Origin of the sequence: Oceanisphaera sp. W20_SRM_FM3, from assembly GCF_052119705.1 — a bacterium.
GTDB lineage: Bacteria > Pseudomonadota > Gammaproteobacteria > Enterobacterales > Aeromonadaceae > Oceanimonas.
On sequence record NZ_JBGQOP010000003.1, the window covers coordinates 88,493 to 104,659 of the forward strand.

At 42.0% G+C, this 16,167-nt stretch carries 12 protein-coding genes; 11 read left to right on the plus strand and 1 reads right to left on the minus strand.

Annotated elements, in window-relative coordinates; translation table 11 throughout:
• Positions 1-407 precede the first annotated feature (407 nt).
• The 8 genes from ACEN2G_RS02970 (at position 408) to ACEN2G_RS03005 (ending at position 8,541) form a co-directional block, all read left to right on the plus strand.
• A complete protein-coding gene (locus tag ACEN2G_RS02970) occupies positions 408-1,766 on the plus strand; it encodes a UDP-glucose dehydrogenase family protein (protein ID WP_442019976.1) in 1,359 nt (452 codons plus the stop codon).
• Positions 1,763-2,911: a dTDP-glucose 4,6-dehydratase gene (locus ACEN2G_RS02975; protein ID WP_442019977.1), complete on the plus strand. Its 1,149-nt coding sequence runs from the start codon at positions 1,763-1,765 to the stop codon at positions 2,909-2,911. Before ACEN2G_RS02970 ends, ACEN2G_RS02975 begins: the two co-directional genes overlap by 4 nt.
• Complete coding sequence (gene rfbA / locus ACEN2G_RS02980) at positions 2,908-3,792, plus strand: glucose-1-phosphate thymidylyltransferase RfbA (protein WP_442019978.1); 885 nt, start codon at positions 2,908-2,910, stop codon at positions 3,790-3,792. Before ACEN2G_RS02975 ends, rfbA begins: the two co-directional genes overlap by 4 nt.
• Positions 3,789-4,889 (plus strand): DegT/DnrJ/EryC1/StrS family aminotransferase, encoded by a 1,101-nt coding sequence (locus ACEN2G_RS02985; protein WP_442019979.1) that lies wholly within the window; start codon positions 3,789-3,791, stop codon positions 4,887-4,889. Before rfbA ends, ACEN2G_RS02985 begins: the two co-directional genes overlap by 4 nt.
• Entirely contained in the window at positions 4,886-5,575 is a 690-nt protein-coding gene (locus tag ACEN2G_RS02990) for a WbqC family protein (protein ID WP_442019980.1), read from the plus strand. Before ACEN2G_RS02985 ends, ACEN2G_RS02990 begins: the two co-directional genes overlap by 4 nt.
• Before the next feature lie 39 nt (positions 5,576-5,614).
• A complete protein-coding gene (locus ACEN2G_RS02995) occupies positions 5,615-6,598 on the plus strand; it encodes a hypothetical protein (RefSeq protein ID WP_442019981.1) in 984 nt (327 codons plus the stop codon).
• A gap of 12 nt (positions 6,599-6,610) precedes the next feature.
• On the plus strand, positions 6,611-7,633 hold the full coding sequence (locus ACEN2G_RS03000; RefSeq protein ID WP_442019982.1) for a sulfotransferase: 1,023 nt from the start codon (positions 6,611-6,613) through the stop codon (positions 7,631-7,633).
• Between the two features lie 209 nt (positions 7,634-7,842).
• The gene (locus ACEN2G_RS03005) at positions 7,843-8,541 is read left to right on the plus strand and encodes a hypothetical protein (RefSeq protein WP_442019983.1); all 699 of its coding nucleotides are present in this window, start codon (positions 7,843-7,845) and stop codon (positions 8,539-8,541) included.
• Between the two features lie 186 nt (positions 8,542-8,727).
• On the opposite strand, the gene ACEN2G_RS03010 is transcribed toward ACEN2G_RS03005, so the two are convergent.
• Complete coding sequence (locus tag ACEN2G_RS03010) at positions 8,728-12,486, minus strand: TDP-N-acetylfucosamine:lipid II N-acetylfucosaminyltransferase (RefSeq protein WP_442019984.1); 3,759 nt, start codon at positions 12,484-12,486, stop codon at positions 8,728-8,730.
• Between the two features lie 684 nt (positions 12,487-13,170).
• Here ACEN2G_RS03010 and ACEN2G_RS03015 point away from each other — a divergent pair.
• The 3 genes from ACEN2G_RS03015 (at position 13,171) to fliD (ending at position 16,140) form a co-directional block, all read left to right on the plus strand.
• Positions 13,171-14,043 (plus strand): flagellin N-terminal helical domain-containing protein, encoded by an 873-nt coding sequence (locus ACEN2G_RS03015; RefSeq protein ID WP_442019985.1) that lies wholly within the window; start codon positions 13,171-13,173, stop codon positions 14,041-14,043.
• 285 nt (positions 14,044-14,328) lie between these two features.
• Positions 14,329-14,727 (plus strand): flagellar protein FlaG, encoded by a 399-nt coding sequence (locus ACEN2G_RS03020; RefSeq protein ID WP_442019986.1) that lies wholly within the window; start codon positions 14,329-14,331, stop codon positions 14,725-14,727.
• 48 nt (positions 14,728-14,775) lie between these two features.
• Entirely contained in the window at positions 14,776-16,140 is a 1,365-nt protein-coding gene (gene fliD / locus ACEN2G_RS03025; protein ID WP_442019987.1) for a flagellar filament capping protein FliD, read from the plus strand.
• The last annotated feature ends 27 nt before the right edge of the window (positions 16,141-16,167 follow it).

The following is a 16,167-nucleotide window of genomic DNA, read 5'->3' on the forward strand; positions in this document are numbered from 1 at the left end:
GAGTCACGGAAGAACACGGAAAAATTAAGCTGAGATAAATACGAAAAGTGGTAAGCATGAAAAGTGATGAAAGCTTACTATTAATAAGGACTTTACCCGTTGAGATATCTTTTTAGATTCTTCTTTATTTTTTCGCGGGTTTAGCGGATTTCGTTGCAGATAATGAGGTTTCAAGATTTCGGCAATGGCGCAGCTTAGGTTTTAAGCCGTCATCCTGACGAACGTCAGGATCTCGCTGTTAGTTTTGGTACTTTAAAGCTTGGCGCTGGGTGCTGATTTTCCATTAAACACTCACCATTAAAAATTCAACATTGCCCTTCAAACTAGCCGACCTGCCAATATTTGTGGTCTAATTGCATCTTAAAAAAATAAAGTAAAAATTATCTTTACCGGCTCAAAGGAACGGCATGAAAATTACTGTGTATGGCTCTGGTTATGTAGGATTAGTGGCAGCGGCTTGCTTCGCTGACGTGGGCCATCAGGTGCTGTGCATGGATGTCGACGTAAAGCGTATTCAAGCGCTGCGTAATGGCGAAGTGCCTATCTTTGAACCTGGGTTACAAGAGTTGATTGCCCACAATAGCGAAGCGGGTCGCTTGCAGTTTAGCGACGATGTTGAGCAAGCGGTACACTTTGCCACCCTACAATTTATTGCCGTGGGCACGCCGCCCGATGAAGATGGCAGTGCCGATCTCAACTACGTGTTGCAAGTCGCCAACAGTATTGGCAGCTACATGCAATCACCCAAAGTGATCGTCAATAAATCAACGGTACCTGTGGGTACGGCTGATAAAGTCTCCGCTGCTATAACTGAACAACTGCAAAGCAGGGCGTTAGACCAGTCATTTGACGTGTGCTCAAACCCTGAATTTATGAAAGAAGGCGCGGCGATAGAAGACTTCACTCGTGGCCCGCGCATCATAGTCGGCACAGATTCTGAGTGGGTAAAAAATGTAATGCGCGAATGCTACGCGCCCTATAACCGCCATCGCGACAAACTGATGTTTATGCAAGTACGCGCCGCAGAGCTAACTAAATATGCCGCCAATGCTATGCTGGCCACCAAAATTAGCTTCATGAATGAAATGGCCAATCTTGCGGATTTGCTACAAGTAGACATAGAAGAAGTGCGCCAAGGCATCGGCAGTGATCCACGCATTGGCTACCACTTTATTTACCCAGGCTGTGGCTATGGCGGCTCTTGCTTCCCTAAAGACGTACAAGCCTTAAATCACACCGCCAAGCAAATAGGCTACCCCAGTGAGCTGCTGCAAGCGGTTGAGTCGGTTAACCAACGGCAAAAAACGGTGTTGTTCAGCAAACTTAATCAAGCATTTGATGGCCAACTAGCGGGTAAAACCATAGCAGTGTGGGGCTTAGCTTTTAAACCCAATACCGACGATATGCGCGAAGCTCCCAGCCGAGTACTTATGGAAGCACTGTGGCAAGCTAGCGCTTTTGTGCAAGCCTATGATCCAGAAGCCATGGCCGAATGTGCTCGGCTTTATCCTGAACAGTTGCGCACCAAGCAAGGAAGCGATCAGCTACCATTACTAACTTTGAATTCTGACAAAGAGCAAGCCGTGCAGCAAGCGGATGCGTTAGTGATTTGTACCGAATGGAAAGAGTTCCGTACCTTAGACTTCACTTGGCTTAAACAACAGCTACGATCCCCCGTTTTGGTTGATGGCCGTAACCTTTATGAGCCAAGTGCAGTGAGTCGTGCTGGCTTAATGTATTTTGGAATAGGGCGTACAGGATTATGAAAATCTTAGTTACCGGTGGCGCTGGGTTTATTGGTTCGGCTGTAATTCGGCATATAATTAACCATACACAAGATAGTGTTGTGAACTTAGATAAGCTTACCTATGCCGGTAATTTAGAAAGCCTGCTAACAGTAAGTGAAAGTTCACGTTATGCTTTTGAAATGGTCGATATTTGTAATGCAGTAGAATTAGAACGAATATTTACTGAACACCAACCTGATGCGGTTATGCATTTAGCAGCTGAAAGTCATGTTGATCGATCTATTGATGAGCCTAGTGAGTTTATTCAGAGCAATATAGTGGGTACTTACAATCTACTTGAGACTAGTCGTAGTTATTGGCAAGCGCTAGATGTTAAGCGTAAACAAATTTTTCGTTTTCATCACATTAGCACTGATGAGGTTTATGGTGACCTGCCACACCCGAGTGATAGTGCGGAGTGTTTAGTGGTGAGTGATAAGTTGCGAGATCAAACATTCAACATTAAAAACTCAGCACTTAACACTAGGGAAGCGGAGCTTCCGCTCTTTACTGAACAAACAGCTTATGCTCCTAGTAGCCCATACTCTGCCTCTAAAGCTGCTAGTGATCACTTAGTCCGCGCTTGGCAACGAACCTATGGTTTACCCACAATAGTGACTAACTGTTCTAATAACTATGGTCCTTACCATTTTCCTGAAAAACTCATTCCATTGGTTATTTTAAATGCATTAGCAGGAAAGCCATTGCCTATTTACGGTAAAGGCGATCAAATTCGTGATTGGTTATATGTAGCAGATCATGCCCGCGCGCTCTATAAAGTGATAACGGAAGGCAAAGTAGGTGAAACCTATAATATTGGTGGCCATAACGAAAAAACGAATCTAGAAGTGGTGCAGACTGTTTGTAGCATTTTGGATGAATTGGCTTCATCTCCTAGCGGTCCTTACGCTTTGTTACTTACTGAGGTTGCAGATAGGCCTGGGCACGATCGACGTTATGCCATAGATGCAACAAAGATAGAGCGTGAACTTGGCTGGAAACCACAAGAAACTTTTGAGTCCGGTATCCGTAAAACGGTACAGTGGTATTTAAGTAATCAAGAATGGTGCCAGCGAGTCCAAAACGGTAGTTATCAAGGTGAACGCTTGGGAGTAATAGTATGAGCCACAACACCAAAGGCATTGTGTTGGCTGGTGGTTCAGGGACTCGATTATATCCTATTACAAAAGGCGTTTCTAAGCAGCTACTGCCAATTTATGATAAGCCGATGATTTACTATCCCTTATCTGTGCTTATGTTGGCAGGAATACGCGACATACTAATTATAACTACTCCAGAAGACCAAAGCGCTTTTATACGTTTGCTCGGTGACGGCAGTGCGTTCGGTATTAATCTTAGTTATGCTATACAACCCAGCCCAGATGGGCTAGCGCAAGCTTTTATTATCGGTGAAGACTTTATAGGCGAAAGTAATGTCTGCTTAGTGCTAGGCGATAACGTATTTTATGGCCATGGTTTCACTCCAAAATTAAGGCAGGCCATTAATAAAAAAGAAGGCGCTACGGTATTTGGTTATCAAGTTAAAGATCCAGAGCGTTTTGGGGTGGTGGAATTTAATAAAAATAAACAAGCTATTTCTATTGAAGAGAAACCAGCAAAACCAAAATCTAATTATGCAGTAACAGGGTTATATTTTTACGATAACAGTGTGGTTGAAATTGCTAAAGACGTTCAGCCTTCGCATCGTGGCGAGCTAGAAATTACCAGCATTAATCAGGTCTACTTAGAACGTGGCAGCTTAAATGTTGAGTTGCTAGGCCGTGGGTTTGCTTGGCTAGATACCGGAACCTACGAAAGTATGCTGGAAGCAAGCAGTTTTGTAGAGACCATTGAAAAACGACAAGGCTATAAAATAGCCTGTTTAGAAGAAATAGGCTATAGCAATGGCTGGCTAAGTAGTGAAGATATTTTAAATACAGCTAAATTATTAGTAAATAATAGTTATGGAAAGTATCTTTTAGCACTATCCGGAGAAGGTGTATGATTCCAGTAACAAGGCCCTACTTTCCAAGTCGAGAAAAGCTAAATAAGTATATAGATGGAATATATGAACGCCAATGGCTAACGAATAATGGCGTACTAGTACAAGAGCTAACTCGTCGGCTTGAAAGCTATTTAAGGGTAGAGAATTTACTGCTGGTTGCTAATGGTACACTTGCACTGCAAGTCGCATATCGTGTACTTGGAATAGCTGATGACACTAAAATAAATCAGCCAGAAGCGATTACCACACCCTTCACCTTTATCGCTACCGCAAGTTCGTTAAAGTGGGAAAGAATAACCCCCGTTTTTGTAGACATAGATCCGTATACTTGGTGTATGGATCCAGGCAATATAGCAGCCGCAATAACTCCGAATACCAAAGCTATTGTACCTGTGCATGTCTTTGGCAATGCTTGCGATGTAGAAGCGATTGATGCCATTGCCTCTAAGCATAACCTCAAGGTGATTTACGATGCCTCTCATGCCTTTGGCGTAAAATACAAGGGCGAAAGCCTACTTAAACACGGCGATGCCGCCACCCTCAGCTTTCATGCCACCAAGCTGTTTCACACTGGTGAAGGCGGTGCCATTATCTTCAAGTGCAAGGAAGATCTGGAACGGGCGAGAAAAATGATCAACTTTGGCATTACCGGACCAGAAACCATAGAAGAACTGGGCATTAATGCCAAAATGAACGAGCTGCAGGCCGCCATGGGCCTGTGTGTGTTGGATGAAGTGGAAGAAAACTTGGCGGTTCGTGCCAATGTATGGCACCGCTATGAGCAGGCTCTGGCGGACTGTGTACAGCTACAGGCCAAGCCTGATGCACTGGATTATAACCATGCCTATTTTCCGGTGGTGTTTAACAGTGAAGCGCAGGCAGTGCAGGTGGCTGCGACACTTAAAGAGCATGGTGTAATGGCCAGGCGGTATTTTTATCCTTCACTGGAGTCAGTGGAGTGTTTGGGCGCTAAGGCAGACCAGACTGCATCCCAAGTTATCGCTAGCCGGATACTTTGCCTGCCGATCTTTGATCGGCTCTCCCTGGATGACCAACAAAGTATTATCAACTTGATTGAGATGGAGCTAAAGGCATGAAACTGGCAGTCATGCAGCCATACCTATTTCCTTACATCGGCTACTTTCAGCTGATCTACGCTACTGACCTTTTTATGATTTACGACGATGTTGCGTACATAAAACAGGGCTACGTAAACAGAAACAGTATTCTTTCAGCAAATGGTGCTACACGACTTACTATTCCAGTGCCGGGCGCTTCTTCGAACAAATTGATATCAGCGCTTGAGTTTTCCGTGGATGTCGAAAAAGTTATTAAAACGATAAGTCAAAGCTACTCCAAGGCTCCTTATTTTGACGATGTCTTCCCAATGATTCGCGGAGCTCTGGAACTGAAGGATCGAACGATTGCAACCGTTTGCCAAAAGAGTTATGAAGAGATCTTTTCTTATCTTGGTCTAGAAAAGCAGTTCAAGAAAACCAGTGAGCTTGAATATGACCGCTCTGCCAGTGCACGAGACCGCTTGATTGCCTTGTGTCACCAGTTCGACGCTGATTGTTACATCAACGCACCTGGTGGTCGAAAGCTTTATGCCAAGCAAGACTTTGTCGAGAAAGGAATTGATTTGAAGTTTATTGACTCATTACAGGTGGTGTACTCGCAGGGAGTTGACAAGTTTGTTCCCAATTTGTCGATTATCGATATGCTAATGAACTGCCCGCCAAGTCAAGTAATAGAGCACATGGAGCGTTATGAGCTTGGTTAAATTTCTGAATTGGTATATGGCTTTAAGGTCGGTTGCCTGATGATGGGTTTTAGTAAAAACCCGCCAATTGGTGGTTATCAGGGGTTAGAGCTTCCCTTTATTGACGCAATCGCTACACAAGGGATGATTAAAACTAACTCTGCTAGATCTGCTATTAAACTTGTTCTGAGCTCGGCAGAAGCAAGAAAAATTTGGTTGCCTACATATACTTGTAATGCCGTAATAGAGGCTGCAAACGATGTAGATGTTGCCATTGAGTTTTATAAGGTTAATAGCAGTTTTGATGTAGACTCCGAACTGCAGCTCAAGGCAGGTGAGTTTATATTGACCGTTGACTACTTTGGGCTCAGTGGTGAAGCTGTTAAACGTAGTAGAAGTCGATTCGGCCATAAAAAAATGATTATTGATTGCTCGCAAGCCTACTTTGCGAAGCCTGTTGACTCTCTTGCAACCATCTATTCCCCACGAAAATTCTTCGGTCTACCAGATGGAGGCTTATTATATTCAAAGGATCCTCGCATCAAGCAGCCCTCAAAACGGGATGAATCTTCTGAATCACGAATGGCGCACTTGATCAGTAGGCTTACTAACAGCCCGGAAAAAGCTTATCAGCAATATATCGAGGCCGAGCAAGCAATCTCGAGCTTGCCAGTTCAGGGGATGTCCTGTTTAACGGAGCGCCTACTTCAGTCAGTCGACTATCAACGAGCCAGAACTACACGAGCTAGAAACGCTCTGCATCTTCATGAGCGTCTGGGCCAATATAATAAGCTGAACTTTGAGATTGACGAAACGGTGGCACCCTTGTGTTATCCGTTTCTGCCGAATATAGATACGTCCAGCAAGTCAGCATTGATTAGTCAGCGAATCTTTATTCCAACCTATTGGCCAGAGGTGCTGGAGCGGGTGGAAGAGGGATCTTTCGAATGGGATCTTGTTACGAACGGTTTGTTCCTGCCTTGTGATCAGCGCTACAACGAAGGCGACATGGACAGGCTGATCAGTCTACTAGCAATAAATTAAAAGGTTTTATATATGGCCACTCCTGAAGATAGGACAGAAAAATACGCACGGATTTCATCTCTTGAATCATTACTGAAAGACATTAACGGGAGTCTGGCAAGTGTAAATGAGAGTTACCTTGATAACACTACAGAGCACTTTTCAAAAATTTTTTTGATGGGACCACACCGCTCAGGCAGTACGCTTTTTATGCAATGGCTTGCTAACACAGGCCTTACTGCCTATCCAACCAATATGCTCTCACGTTTTTTTGGCGCACCTTTGGTGGGGGCTAAAATTCAACAGCTATTAACCGATGAAAGATATAACTTTCGAGATGAAATTTTAGATTTTAACTCTGATATTAACTTCAGCTCTGATAACGGAAAAACAAAAGGAGCATTGGCACCCAATGAATTTTGGTACTTCTGGCGTCGCTTTCTGCCTTTTGATGAGCAGGATTACCTGCCACCTCAGAAGTTGCATGAAAAAGCAGATCTGACAGGGTTCAGAGACGAGCTGAATGCGCTAGCCAATATTCTGGAAAAGCCTTTCGCCATGAAGGGGATGATCATGAATCAAAACATTCCTGAACTGGCACAGCAGTTCAATAAGTCGCTGTTTATCTGGATTCACCGTGACCCTATCTTCAATATACAGTCTGCTCTGGAAGCCAGAAAACGTCAATATGGCGACATTAATACCTGGTATTCCTTTAAGATAAAGGAATACCCAAAATTAAAGGGCCTTGAACCACTAGAATCTGTAGCAGGTCAGATTGCAGCTATTAATCGTTCTGTAGAAGCTGGTATCGAGGATTTACCAGAACACAAAAAACTGGTAGTTAAGTATGAAGACTTCTGTAAGCAGCCCGCGTATTATTACAACGAAATTTCCCGTAGGCTAAAAGAACAAAATGGTGTTAATTTTATACCTGAATACACAGGGAAAACCGAGTTTCTCAGCACCAACTGCTGGAGGTTAAAGGAATACACACAAGCAGATGCGGAGCGCGTATATAAAAGTATTATGAACCATAAATATATTGGCAGTTAGATTTTAGGCGTTATAGTATCCACAACTGTTTAACCTATATCTAACCCTATAGACTATTAAGTTCAATCTAGAAAATTTTTTTGTTTTATTGCTAATTAGGGGTGTCATGTGTTTTTTAATTTTTATATGTTATTTTAATAATTATTTTTAAGGTGATGTTTTGATTTTTTTATTAAAGGTTATGTTGGTTTTATGTCAAGGGGGAGTCTATGGATAATGATAAAATACTGCAACTAGCTAAAGAATGGGAAGTAATATGGAAGGGTAGACCTTTTGAAAACAATAACGGCCTAGGTTGTCAAGGAGCATTTTCTCTTTTTTATTTTCTAAGAGAAATGAATCCCAAACCAGAGCTTGTTCTTGAAATAGGCACTTGGAGAGGATTTTCTACATGGGTTATCAGGCAAGCGTTACCAAACGTAAAGATTTTATGTAGTGATCCAATATTAGCCAGTAGACAATTTTTAGATAAATCATTTTTTGAACCGGAATATAGATTGAATGATGTAGAGTATACTTGGCAGGATTTTTCAAATATAGATGTTCAGATTGTGGATGAAGATAGAGATAAAGTTGTTGTTTTTTTTGATGACCATCAAAATAAAATTCCTAGAGTTAGTCAAGCTGCCATCAAAGGAATAAAACATATTATTTTTGATGATAATGTGCCCTATGATTATACTCATGTCTCTTTTGAAAATATCTTTAGCAATTATCCTGATTCTAGAGTGGATATATTATCTAATTTTATAAGGTATGACATTTTCCCTCTTCTCTTTAAAAGTGAAAAGGATAGACATACAAATTTACCGTTCATTTTTGAAGTGGAGATTAGTAAGTCTTTGCCTGCTCTATATAAATCAAAAGATATATATAGTTGGATTACGAAAATAGAATTAGATATATAATATTTAGTGTCGATAATACAGTATTTTTTTTGATGTTATTTTTCTTTGTTATATAAATAAGATCGCATTTCAGTAATTTTTATTGCTATATATAGTGTTTTTAGTGGCTATATGTCAGAGCTTTAATTTTTATGATGTAAAAGGAGCGCTTAACGCTCCTTTTAATTTACTCTGAATAATTATAATTTATAAATTGAAAAATACTTCCATGTTGTATAGTGCGTTATCATGCCCTGCAGTCCTTACAATCTTTTCTTTTTTATCTTTCAAAGTATATTGGTTTTTTTCTTTTAAATTAGAGATTCGGTCAATGTTCTCAAAATCCGCATAGTCTATAGCTGAAAGGTCCATTTTTTCTATTTTAGTCCACATTGGGTTAGTAATAGTTTTGTGTTCTACTGATATTTTTTTCTTTAGAATTGTTTTATTACCAAAAAATATTGAAGCCTGTAAGTTTCCACCAGCCTGAGGTCGATTATGTGCTGTCACGAACACTTCACACTTTGCGATGATAGAAAAATACTCGACAGGCGGAATAAAGCCTTCCATTATTTCTGTAGTATCTGATAAGTTTAGCTTTTTCACTGTTGATTTTATCATGTTTACATGATCTGCGTTGGCGTTGTAAGATATAGGGATTATTATTTTATAATCTTTTATATCTTTCTTTTTGTATAGCTCTAATAATATTTCAATATGATTGTTACTCGGGTCGCCACTGTTGCCGACTATGATTGTTTTTTCTTTTTTAGTTGGTTGCTGTATATTTATATAGTTATTTGGTCCGAAGTAATAAAAGGGATGGTGGGCTCTTTGTCCGTAGATGTTACTAAACACATCATAATCTTTTTCAGCAACTGTTCCTATAATATCTACATGCTTTATGTTTTCATTTTTTATTTTTAAGTTATTATAAAGGTCACCACCCCAGATAATCCAAGCAACTTTATTTTTATGTCCAATTTTTCCTAGTAGCGTATTTTGCCAAGGGAAGAAGAGACCATGAAAAATTATTTTATTTACATGCTCACTTAAGCATATAGCTAATACATTATCGAGTTGTGTTTCTGAATTGAAAAACAAAGCGTTTTTGTTTTTAGATAAATCTATGTCCCAATTAGGAATTGAGCGAGATCTTGATATAAAGAAAAAATGCTCAAAGTCATTTTTGTTTTCTTCTTCAGAGAGAATATTTACTAAGTTTTGCAAGTGCATGTTATTGAAGCCAATATGCACGATAGTATTATTTTTAGATGTGATTTCTTTTATTTTTTTTGTTTTTTTGTTGTCTAGTAAGTCACTTTGTGATTTAAGGTTTTCTTCAAAATACAGCAACGCTTGTTTTTTATCTACTTTGCTGATTAGCTTGTGAGCGACTTCTTTTTCGTTGTATACAGTGTCTAGTAAGAAAGCTAGCTTCATTAACTGGTTGCTGTTTAACTGCTCAAGTTTTTTCTGGTTAGGGATAAATATTGCTTGACCAACATTTGCGTCATCTTGTGTTTTGTTTATTGCTAATGGCTCTAGTCCTGCTTCAGCAAGAACAGTCTGAATAGCTGTTAGGCTAATATGTTCTACATGTTCGGGTAAGAAACTGACGAATACTTCTATTAATAAAGCGTTAGCGAGTTTTTTCTGACCATGCTCTAGAATACTGCGGTTATTGTGCTGTAAATCAAGGATCAACCAATCGATGCTATCAATCCCCTTAATATCATCAATGCGGTTGCTGGTTACAGCGGTTGTGCTAACTAGTGCTGGCTGAGTAGAAGAGTCTGAATCCGGTGCTAAGGGCAAAGTACTAGAAAGCTCTGCTTCCACCGCTAAGCGCAATTCTATATTGCTGCCATCACCCAACACCATAAGCGGGAAGTGATGGAATAGCTCAGTATGTTGCAATTGCTGGGCGTTACGTATTACCCCACCTGGATCTAAACAAATATAGTTTACGCCGCCTTTCTTCAGAAAATCTCTAAAATAAGGGCGACTGGCTAAACTTGCACCGTGATCGAGTGCGGTAATGAGTCCGGTAAAGTTAAAGCTAAATGATTGCTCATCGTCTGAAGCAGCTGAGTCTTGCTCGGCCTCGACGGGAATCTGTAATTGTATAGGTGCAGACTGATCAGCAAACTGACATTCGCCTTCGGCATTTAAAGTAAGCGCGGCTGTGGGGCGGCCTTCGCAATGGCGTTGCCAAATGGCGCGCATAGCATTAGAAAAGTGCCGAGCAAAGCTTGGGGCATCACAAACAGGGGACTCTAATAGAGCGCTGCGTAAATGTTGGCGAATATTGGCTAAGTTATCCACGTCGTTGGCCAAGTCTATCACTAAGCTACGGTAGTCATCCCAGTTATCAACCACCAACTGGCCAAGGCCTGCGTTAGTTAAATGGGTAGCGGAGTGACGACCAGCAAAAGTTGGGCCGGGTAGGGTGACGACGGGGACTCCCATAAACATAGCCTCACAAGTGGTGAGTCCGCCAGAGTAAGGCCAAGGATCCAATGCTATATCTACCTTGTTATAGGCTTTTAATAGTTCACTATGGCTGGATGGCCCTTCAATTATTAACCGTTCAGCAGTTATGCCGAACTCAGCCATGGTGTTGGTCACGTTATCGACTAAAATTGAGCTGTTAAATTGAAAGCTTTTTAAAAACAATCGAGAGTTGGGCAGCTGATGCATGATGCTAGCCCATTGTTCTAATACCACCGCATTAATTTTTTGCGGATTATTAAAACAACCTAAGGTAATGTAGCCATTATGCGTCACTGGAGGAGAGTATACATCGTGACTATAAGCAGGCGCTTCATAGCATACATAGTCGTGTGGCATGCGGATCAGTTTTTCGGTATACCAGTCATCTACACCGTCTGGAGTTTCTATGGCGTCAGATAAAAGATAATCCATAGTGCTCAGTCCGGTAGTATTAATTAATCCGCCTACCCATTTCACTAAGATAGGTGCTGGCTTCATGGCCATAGTCCGCATGCGGCAGCCGCTCATGTGGCCACTTAAATCAAAAAGTATATCGAGCTGGTCTTTGGCTAACTTTTCGGCTAGTTGCTGTTCATTAAGGTGGTCAACGGTAATCCACTGTGCCAAGCAATGTTTAATACGATTAGTGATGGGATCTTCTTTTAAACTGGTGCTGTAGGCGAATAACTCAATTTCATGCTTTGGCAATAACTCTAAAATCTGGGTGATCATTTGCCCTACGGGATGAGTGCGAAAACCGTCCGATACTAAACCAATTCTTAGCTTTTTATTAGGTAGCTTAGTTCTATCACCTAAGCTAACGGGCTTGAGTTCGCTAGCATATTTTTTCTCCCAGCGGGTGGCGAGGTTAAATATTTTTTGCGGTGAAGGGTTGGGAACATAATGGTTTAACACAATCAAGTTGTTATAGGGCGAATCCCCTTTTTTTCCTGCCATTTCGATAGCTTTAAGGTAATAGCCTTCTGCCAAATCAAACAGCCCTAAGCTTTGGTGTGCTAAGCCTAAATTGCTCCACACATAAGAGGTTGATTTGCCAAGATCGATAATTTTTTTAAGAGTGTCAATTACGTCACTGTATTGAAGTTCCTCATTTAGAATGAGGCTCTTATGATTGAGTGTTTGTAGATCTTCGGGTGCTACCTCTTCGGCCAGATTAATGTAATTCAGCGCTTTTTTATTATCTTTAAGCCGATAGTAGAGATTAGCCAGTTGCACCAAGGCCTGCACCTCATTTGGATACTGATTATGAATAAGTTCCAGTTGGCTTTGCAATTGTGTTAAGTGGTTGCTTTCTTGGTAAAGCTTGGCCAAAACCCACATCAACTCTAAGTTACTTGGATGTTGGCTTTGCAGCGTTTCCGCTTTGCTTATCGCTGCTTCAGCTTGGCCGTTTGTTAGTAGTTTCTTAAGCTGAGTTAGCTCTTTAGTCAGTGACTGTGTCTGTTTCATTATAAGTTTACAATTGGTAATATCATGCAAGTATGTTAATGGCTTGCTTAGGCGTTGCAAGCAGAAAAATATCTAGCAACAGTTATCTTACCAGCGATAGGTAGAAAGGCATCGCCGACAGCTGCCCGTAGGGCTTAGGTACTGGGGCTAGATGTGAATAGGGATTGGGGACTTGGGAATAGATAGAGGAGCACGTTTGGCGTAGCTTTTGGTTTTGTCCTGCTCTAATCCCTAATCACAGTCCCTTGGTATTTGTCCTTTGTCCTTTGCCTACGGCGTACAGCTGCCCGAAGGGCCGAAGGTGTTTATCTTTAAGTCATCTTGCTCGCATCCCTGCTTTTCGTATATGTGGCTGCTCTGCGGTCGGTTATGTCTTTAGCTTGGCGTCTGGTGCTGGGCGCTCGGCGCTGATTTTTTTGTTAAAGCTTCTCAAATGAGTGCCGATACTTTTTTTAACGAAGCATTAATACAGGTAAGGCAAGGCGGTTGCACTTCACTTTTCTGACTAGATAGTAAAGAAGCGGCAAGATAAGCACCAAAAAGAAAAGTGAAAAAAGTTTTAAAGTTATCGCCGTCCATGTCGATACCCTAGATAACAGCGAAGCATTAGTATCAATAACTCTTGTTTCAACAATAAAGCACACCGGCATAGCGCCGGAACAAACCTCAATGGAGAGTTTAATTATGGCGATTACAGTAAACACTAACGTTACCGCAATGGGCGCTCAGCGTAACCTCAATGCCTCTAGCAACCATTTGGCTACCTCTATGGAGCGTTTGTCTACCGGTAGCCGCATTAACTCGGCGAAAGACGATGCCGCGGGGCTGCAAATTTCTAACCGCTTGAATTCACAGGCTCGTGGCTTGGGCGTGGCGATGAAGAACGCCCAAGATGGTAACTCCATCATTCAAACCGCAGAAGGCGCCTTGAACGAAACGACTGAACTTTTGCAACGGATGCGAGATCTGGCGGCCCAAGGGGCGAACGATACTAACTCCGATGAAGACCGCGTAGCGATTCAGGAAGAAATGGCAGAGCTGGTAAAAGAGATTGATAATATCTCTAACACTACCAAGTTTGGTGGGCAGAAATTGTTAAATGGCGACTTTTCCTCTAAGACACTGCAAATTGGTGCGGATGAAGGTGAGACGCTTGAAATTAAAATAGCTAAAGCAAATGCTACATCATTAGGCGTAAATGCAGCTGGTTTAGGTGATGTTCTTAATGTGGCCACTGCTACTCCTGCTGCTGCTTCTACTATTGCTGCAGATCACGCTGCATATGGTACAGCCATAACAACTATTGACGCTGCAATAAAACAAGTGGATGGCGAGCGCGCTAAAATGGGTGCCACTCAAAACCGCTTAGAAAGCACCATTAACAACTTGGCCAATACCCGCGAGAACGTGAGTGCCGGTATGTCGCGTATTAAAGACGTGGATTTTGCGCAAGAAACGGTGAACCTGACCAAGCAGCAAATCTTGCAGCAGGCCGGTACTTCGATTCTTGCCCAAGCTAAGCAAATCCCCCAGGCAGCATTATCGCTGCTGGGTTAATAATCTAAGTACTGATAACCGGGGGCTAAGGCCCTCGGTTCTTTTGATTTAAGGCTGTTTAGCTTAGTAAATTGTTAGCAAAATAGGTAAAGGGTGAAGAGTAAAGCGATAAAAGGACAAGCTTGCAATACAGAACCTTTATGAACTGAGCATGGTGTGTAGTTTCTGCTTATGTTGTTCGCCTCACTCTTTACCCTTCACACTTCACACATTTTTTGTTAGTGCATTAAGCTAAACAGCATTTTCATTTGTTAATCTGAGTAGCGAAAGCTTGAGGGTACAACTATGGATATACTACCTCTATCGCCTAAGGTGCCAGTTTTAGCAGCAGATGCTAAGCCGCAATTTATGGCGGCCCAACCACTTGGTAGTGAAACCACTCAAACGATACAAGCCGTGCAGGCAGTGGACAAAGCAGGAGCTAAAAATAATGCCCCTGCAGAACAGCACCAAGAGCTAACGGCAGAGCAATTAGAGGAAATGGCCGAGCAAATGGACTCATTTGTTGGTAGCTTTACTCATGAGCTGAAGTTTCGCGTAGACGAAGATTCTGGCCGCAATGTAGTCACTGTGGTGGATAAAAAAAGTGGTGATACCATTCGCCAAATTCCCACCGAAGAGTTGCTGGAAGTGATAGCGCGCTTAGCGGAAGCCAGCGGCGGCTTGATTAACGTTAAAGCCTAAATATTAGAGCCTAAGTTTACAGCTTAAATTTAGGTACGGGAGGTTATTATGGCGGGTCTTAGTATACCAGGGGTTGGTTCAGGTTTTCCGGTACAGCAGTTTGTGGATGCTACTGTTGATGCGGAACGTGTGCCAAAAGAGAATGCGATTAAACGCAAGCAAAGCAACGTAGATGTACAAATATCGGCTTATGCTTCGATTAAAAAAGAGCTGGATGCATTCCAAAAATCCCTTAAAGATCTCACCGCGAAAGATGCTTTTCAAACCCGCTCAGTAGCCTTATCTACGGAAGGTTTTTTAACTTCAAAAGTAGATAAGAATGCGGTTGCGGGTAGCTATGATATATCTGTAGTGACGTTAGCTAAAGCAGATAAAGTAGGCTCTGGCTATTTGGCTGATGGCGTTAGCAGCAAAGATAATATTGGTGCGGGTAGCCTCACTTTGGGGATGGGTGGCAAGGCATTTACTGTTAATATTGATGCAGAGAAAAGCTCGTTAGCAGATATAGCTCAAGCCATTAACCAAGCAGATGACAATACGGGCGTTCGCGCTACTGTAGTAACAGACGATCTCGGTTCTCGGTTAGTTCTGTTTGGTGATAAGACAGGCACCGAAAATAAGATTGAGATTAATGCGGGCGCAGGCGATTTTGGTGACATCTTTGCTACTGGTCAGTTGGATAACATTCAACCTGCCGTTGATGCGGTTATTAAAGTTGACGGTGCAACTGTAACTCGTGGTTCCAACGAGATCAGTGATGTGATTGCTGGAGTAACGCTTAATTTAGATAAAGTCAGTACTACTGATGATCCCAGTATCACGCTGACGATAGCTAATGATAAAAAATCGGTTACCGAGAACTTAAAAAGCTTTGTTGAGTCCTACAACAAGATAGTTGGAACCACTAAAAAGCTCAGCAGCTATGATGCTGAAAATAAAAAAGCCGGTCCGCTTAATGGCGACAGCCTGCTACGTGCCATTAGCACTCAGTTACGTGACGCCATGGGTGAACAGGTAGAGGGCGCGAGCAGTTCGCTAAAGTCATTATCTGATTTGGGTATTACCACTAAACGTGATGGCACGTTAGAGATAGACAATAAAATTCTCGATAATCATATTGCCAATAACTTTGATGGTATTGGTCGCTTGTTCGATGGTGACAGTGGCTTAGCCAACAAGCTTGATACTATGCTGGAAGGTTTTACTGGCCGTGGCGGTACTATCACTACCAAGAAAGAGTCGCTTGATTTACAGGCTGGTAAGTTTACTCAGCAACGCCTCGATCTTGACGAGCGTATGGGTAAGTTTGAGCTGCGCGTTATGAAACAATTTAATGCTATGGACTCCATGATTGCCAATATGAACAACCAGATGAACACCATGATGTCTATGTTGATGCCCTTGCAATCGTAAATCCTAATAACATGCTCACCCGGTGAG

Coding starts and splice junctions, on each gene's coding strand:
- ACEN2G_RS02970 (WP_442019976.1), top strand. CDS start 408: ATGAAAATTACTGTGTATGGCTCTGGTTATGTAGGATTAGTGGCAGCG.
- ACEN2G_RS02990 (WP_442019980.1), top strand. CDS start 4,886: ATGAAACTGGCAGTCATGCAGCCATACCTATTTCCTTACATCGGCTAC.
- ACEN2G_RS02995 (WP_442019981.1), top strand. CDS start 5,615: ATGATGGGTTTTAGTAAAAACCCGCCAATTGGTGGTTATCAGGGGTTA.
- ACEN2G_RS03000 (WP_442019982.1), top strand. CDS start 6,611: ATGGCCACTCCTGAAGATAGGACAGAAAAATACGCACGGATTTCATCT.
- ACEN2G_RS02975 (WP_442019977.1), top strand. CDS start 1,763: ATGAAAATCTTAGTTACCGGTGGCGCTGGGTTTATTGGTTCGGCTGTA.
- ACEN2G_RS03020 (WP_442019986.1), top strand. CDS start 14,329: ATGGATATACTACCTCTATCGCCTAAGGTGCCAGTTTTAGCAGCAGAT.
- ACEN2G_RS03010 (WP_442019984.1), bottom strand. CDS start 12,486: ATGAAACAGACACAGTCACTGACTAAAGAGCTAACTCAGCTTAAGAAA.
- rfbA (WP_442019978.1), top strand. CDS start 2,908: ATGAGCCACAACACCAAAGGCATTGTGTTGGCTGGTGGTTCAGGGACT.
- ACEN2G_RS03015 (WP_442019985.1), top strand. CDS start 13,171: ATGGCGATTACAGTAAACACTAACGTTACCGCAATGGGCGCTCAGCGT.
- ACEN2G_RS02985 (WP_442019979.1), top strand. CDS start 3,789: ATGATTCCAGTAACAAGGCCCTACTTTCCAAGTCGAGAAAAGCTAAAT.
- fliD (WP_442019987.1), top strand. CDS start 14,776: ATGGCGGGTCTTAGTATACCAGGGGTTGGTTCAGGTTTTCCGGTACAG.
- ACEN2G_RS03005 (WP_442019983.1), top strand. CDS start 7,843: ATGGATAATGATAAAATACTGCAACTAGCTAAAGAATGGGAAGTAATA.